Source organism: Nostoc flagelliforme FACHB-838, assembly GCF_014698065.1.
Taxonomy (GTDB): Bacteria; Cyanobacteriota; Cyanobacteriia; order Cyanobacteriales; family Nostocaceae; genus Nostoc; species Nostoc flagelliforme_B.
Genome location: NZ_JACJSI010000430.1, coordinates 1 through 4,724 on the forward strand (window position 1 = coordinate 1; position 4,724 = coordinate 4,724).

General features: G+C 42.1%; 4 protein-coding genes. 2 read left to right on the top strand and 2 right to left on the bottom strand.

The features are described 5' to 3' along the window. A partial coding sequence (locus H6G97_RS45695) for a hypothetical protein (RefSeq protein ID WP_242056072.1) occupies positions 1 to 1,749 on the top strand: 1,749 nt, incomplete at its 5' end. 49 nt (positions 1,750 to 1,798) lie between these two features. Here H6G97_RS45695 and H6G97_RS45700 read toward each other — a convergent pair. After that, entirely contained in the window at positions 1,799 to 2,053 is a 255-nt protein-coding gene (locus H6G97_RS45700) for a hypothetical protein (protein WP_190947037.1), read from the bottom strand. Between the two features lie 276 nt (positions 2,054 to 2,329). Between H6G97_RS45700 and corA the strand changes: the two genes are divergently transcribed. Next, the gene (gene corA, locus H6G97_RS45705; protein WP_190947038.1) at positions 2,330 to 3,472 is read left to right on the top strand and encodes a magnesium/cobalt transporter CorA; all 1,143 of its coding nucleotides are present in this window, start codon (positions 2,330 to 2,332) and stop codon (positions 3,470 to 3,472) included. 459 nt (positions 3,473 to 3,931) lie between these two features. Here corA and H6G97_RS45710 read toward each other — a convergent pair whose 3' ends face one another. Further along, positions 3,932 to 4,522, bottom strand: coding sequence for a nuclear transport factor 2 family protein (locus H6G97_RS45710; RefSeq protein ID WP_190947039.1), 591 nt, complete (start codon positions 4,520 to 4,522; stop codon positions 3,932 to 3,934). Between the last annotated feature and the right edge of the window lie 202 nt (positions 4,523 to 4,724).

Consider the following 4,724-nt stretch of genomic DNA (forward strand, 5'->3'; position numbering starts at 1 on the left):
TACCCCAGCATTGAGTATTTGGAAGCTGGGAATACCGCCTCTTGGTTACAGGAACGTCAAGATCAGTTATTAGTCCGCGCCAAAGATGAGCGTAATGGCATGAATCTTGCTAAGTTCATCACACTGACCACGGCTCTTACTGGTGCAGTGTGCTATGCTACATCTCCTTTAGCTCCGATTGGCGCAGTTGTTGCAGGGGTTGGTTATCTCTGGTCAATTGTTCAGGACTTAAACGATACTCATCAATTTGCACCCATCCCTTTCATTCGTGGTGACTTCTTTGCTTTCCTTTCTGCAATGGGTGATAGCGTCGCTAGAGTTGAATATTTTGCTAACCAAAATGAAATTGCTGACTTGATGCTTCACTTGGAGCCAATGGAGAAATATGAGTTCGCCATGCTCAAACAATGTTCTCATGTTGTGTGTGAATACCTGAATGCTGTTGAGCCTGGGAAAAGATTTTATGCTTACCGTTGGCTGCTCGATTGGTTTATTCAGCTACGTGGGCAGTTTCCCACCCGTGAGCAATTGTCTGGGCATTTAGCGCAAGTGACAATTGACCCGCGAGTTAACTACCAACAAGTAACAGTTATTCAAGAGGCCATACAACCGCAAAACCTTGGTATCCCACAAGCTCGATTTGCTCAATTACCAAATCCTTTAGCGGGAGCAAGGTTTGAAGAGGAAACGGGGCACTTTGCTGGGAGCGAAGGGGAAATTTCTCCTATGCAAGGTGCTTCTTCCCCTTCAGTCAATACTGATATCTCCACCTACACCACTAAACCCCAAGTGCAGTATGACCTAATCGTTCACATCGCCAAAAAAGTTACCAATATGCTGTGGGTTGGTGTCCCTGGTTCTGGCAAAGGTATCACCATTAGCAATGCAATAGAAGCTATCAAGCGACTGCATCCTGACATACACATCTTTTATATTGACCCCAAAGGTGACGAGAAAGAAACCGGTTATTTCTTTGGTCGTGTTGATACTTTTAAACGGGCTAAAATCCTAGAAATGTCCCCGGTCGAAGCCGTCTTATGGGTCAAAGAATGCTTTACCGAGTTTCAAAATATCTCTGGCTCTAAGCTGATTATTTTGGATGAAGGAACGGCTGTTTGTTCCAAGTTCAAAAATACCAAGGGTGAAATTGGCTGGCTCAAAGACAAAATCATCTCTTACTGTTCTTGCGGTGATAGTTCCGGTTGGCATTTCTGGATTGTTGTGCAAAATCCTCACACTGATGACTTGGGCATTTCTGGCGGACTGCGATCGCAGTTAACTTCAGTGGCGTTGGTTCATCCTGATAACGTCCCAGCTTACAATGCCATGATTGCCACCCAATTAATTCCCAGTGATCGCAAGATTACCTCAACCCAAGTAATGGAAATTGCTGCACAATCACCAGTTGGTCGAGCAGTTTATTACGGCGGCATCAATGAATGGATACCAATGCCTCTGTTAAAGAATTTTTCTGGCTATGACCGGGATACCAAAAACTTTATTGACTCTGCACCAAGTAATAAGCAAACCTCTGAAGCTGAAACTAAAGAGTCAAGCACAACAACAACTCAAGCTCAACAGATGTTGGCACTTTTGGAGAAGACGAAAGCCAATTCAATTGATGAGTTTATCCAAACCGAGTTGAAATTAGACGGAGTTCCACCAGAGCTAATCCGTTTGGGAATTGAAAAATTACTCCAAAATTCTCCAATTAAACATAAGTTCAATGCTTGGAATAATCAAAACTGAGAATTTACATCAGGAGAAAGATATCCAACTGAGCGTTTCATCAAAAATTTCAAGCCGCTTTGATAATAACCCATTTCGACTTTCTGGTGTTTTTTAGATATTTGTCAGCATAGCGGAAAGCCGCTGCCTTATTGTGTTTTGCTATATTCAGTGCTTGTAACAAAACGGATAAAGGAATTGCCACCTGTGTGAGCTTTTCGGCTAATATTACTGACTCTTCTTCTGTTGCTGCTACTATCGCTTCTAATGGTTCAAATTTTATTTGCTTATTTATACGGTTATCTAGCATTGTAGTATCAGCCATAAATGTACCTTCAAAACTTGTCTAATGCAGTTTTACTGAAATGCAGCAGGAATGAATCCGTGTTTGTGCGGGACTTATTAATCAGCTAACTTCATGAATCCGCACAATTGCCGTAGCCAGCGCATCTTGATTAAAAATCTCGTTTGTCAAAAAAATAGGGTAAATGAGGCTGTGGTTAACAAAAATGTTGATTGGAGAAAGAGAAATAAATTTATGTATTGACGAAACAGGAGATAAAACCAGGATAGAATTACTTTTTAAGGCGAACGCAAGAGGATGGCAAAAAAACCTTTTCATCGTTCTAGAACCGTAGCAAAATCCCGTGTTAATTACGTCTACAGCCAAACAGTTAGTTTGCCGGGAACCCTCAACATTGAAGCAGATGCCCTGCCTTCTAAAATTGTTTTAATTGACTATAACGAGGCTAATCAAACTCAAGTGCAACTCGAAACACCGGAAGAGTGTGCGCCTTATCTGGATACTGAGTCGGTTTCTTGGGTTGATGTCAGCGGCTTAGGCAATCGAGATATTATGCAACGCCTGGGTAGGGTTTTCTCGTTGCCACCGCTGATTTTAGAAGATGTGGTCAACGTTCCTGAACGTCCCAAAGTAGAAGACTACGAAAACCAACTCGTGATTATCGCCCGAATGGTAATCACCAATGAAGGGAGAACTGGATTCTATAGCGAGCAAGTTAGTTTTGTATTGGGCAAGCATTACTTGCTGACTATTCAGGAGGAACCAGAACGCGACTGTTTTGAATGTGTACGGGCACGAATTCGTAATAACAAAGGTATTATCCGTAAGCAGAAAGCTGATTATTTAGCTTATACACTATTAGATGCGATTATTGACGGTTTTTTCCCAGTCCTGGAAGTATATGGTGAGCGAATTGAAGATTTAGAACAGGAGGTAATAGCCAAGCCAAGTCGCCAGACGCTACAGAAAATCTATCAAGTTCGGCGGGACTTGCTAACACTGCGCCGCGCTACTTGGCCCCAAAGGGATACAATTAATGCTCTTATTCGAGACGGGAATGAACTCATTAGTGAAGAAGTGCGAATCTATTTGCGAGACTGTTATGATCATGCGGTTCAAATTATAGATATGGTGGAAACCTATCGAGAATTAGCCTCTGGATTGATGGATGTTTACCTGTCTGCGGTTAGTAACAAAATGAATGAAGTTATGAAAACGTTAACGGTAATGTCGTCAATTTTTATTCCACTGACTTTTGTCGCTGGAATTTACGGTATGAACTTTAATACAGAAAAATCCCCTTGGAATATGCCAGAACTAGAATGGTATTGGGGTTATCCAGCTTGTTTAGCAGCTATGGTAGCGATCACGGCTGGATTGCTCTTCTTTTTTTGGCATCGCGGTTGGTTCGAGAGTTTTTCGACGACTAAGCATGATTAAGAGGCATTTATACGGTTTGTACAATGGATTTGCCATTATCAAGCGTGCCGGCAAATACCATTCCCGCCAAATATGTGATTATGTGATTCTAGCCAGGTTTTGAGATTGTCGTAGCAATCGAACTTGAGAATGACCACGTAATCTGAACACATTTTGGCATCGCTCGATTCAGTTTTAGTTTGTGTCCCATTGGGACACATTTTTATCAGATCAAATACAGCCGAAGCTTCAATTAATCTATAAGGATGACGACGCTAATATCCAAACCTATCTTTGCAATACTCCTCAAAAGTGCTGTGGATGGAACGATAAAGCCTGCGATGGCGCGATCGCCCCCCGGAGGCGCTCACTCAAAACCTTGAGACAACAAATCACCCCCCAATACCTTTACCACTCTTGTAGTTCATCGCTCTGGGTTTCCTCTTACCTATAGGGACTACTTTCGATTGCTTGGGTGCTTTAGAATAAAGATTGACCAAGTTGCTCGCGCTCACCTGCTAATGCCGCAAAGTAATGCCGAGCAGTTTTATCTAAACCAAAGATGTCTGACACTGCCATTTGGTCAATTGTGAGGTGGGCCAGTTTCCAAACATCGTTTTCTTTGCGGAATTGAACCACTTGAACAGCGTGAGCCAGTAAAGCCGGATTGTCAGTTTTGGACAATGTAGAAGTATTGGCAAACTTGAGGACATTCAAATAGGCAATGGCAGTTGCCGTCTCATCGGGATTAGGATAGACGATAACGTTAGTCAATTGATGCCGAATTCCATTAAGTAACACTGCCTCATTGTCCTGCCACAACTGTTTGAATGAGGTTCGATCTAAGCGCTTTGCAAGTGCATGATCCATTACAAAATCTTCGGTGAGAATGGCATCCATTATTTCATAACGGCGGGTATCAAAAATCAGCTCTAATAGGTGTAATTTTTCGATTATTTCCAATTTATCTGCTGCTGCAAGCTTGTTTACAGATCCTGCGGTGTACTGAGCAAACAGCGCATCTGGAAGTTGGGTATGCAGTAGAGCTGGGTTGGGGGTTTGGCTAGTCATTTTAGTTTCTCCAGATTGTGATTTGGATTTTGTGCAAGAGTGATGTGCTTTGTTATTCACTTAAATATCAGGATATTTTGTTTACAATCAATTGAGAAGAGGTGATATTTCACTTCTTTATCCACTTATTTTCAACAATCTGTGATTAAGAGTTTGTCAAACCTGTTGTCGTTCGTGCGCGTTGCAGAAGCCCAAAGTTTTG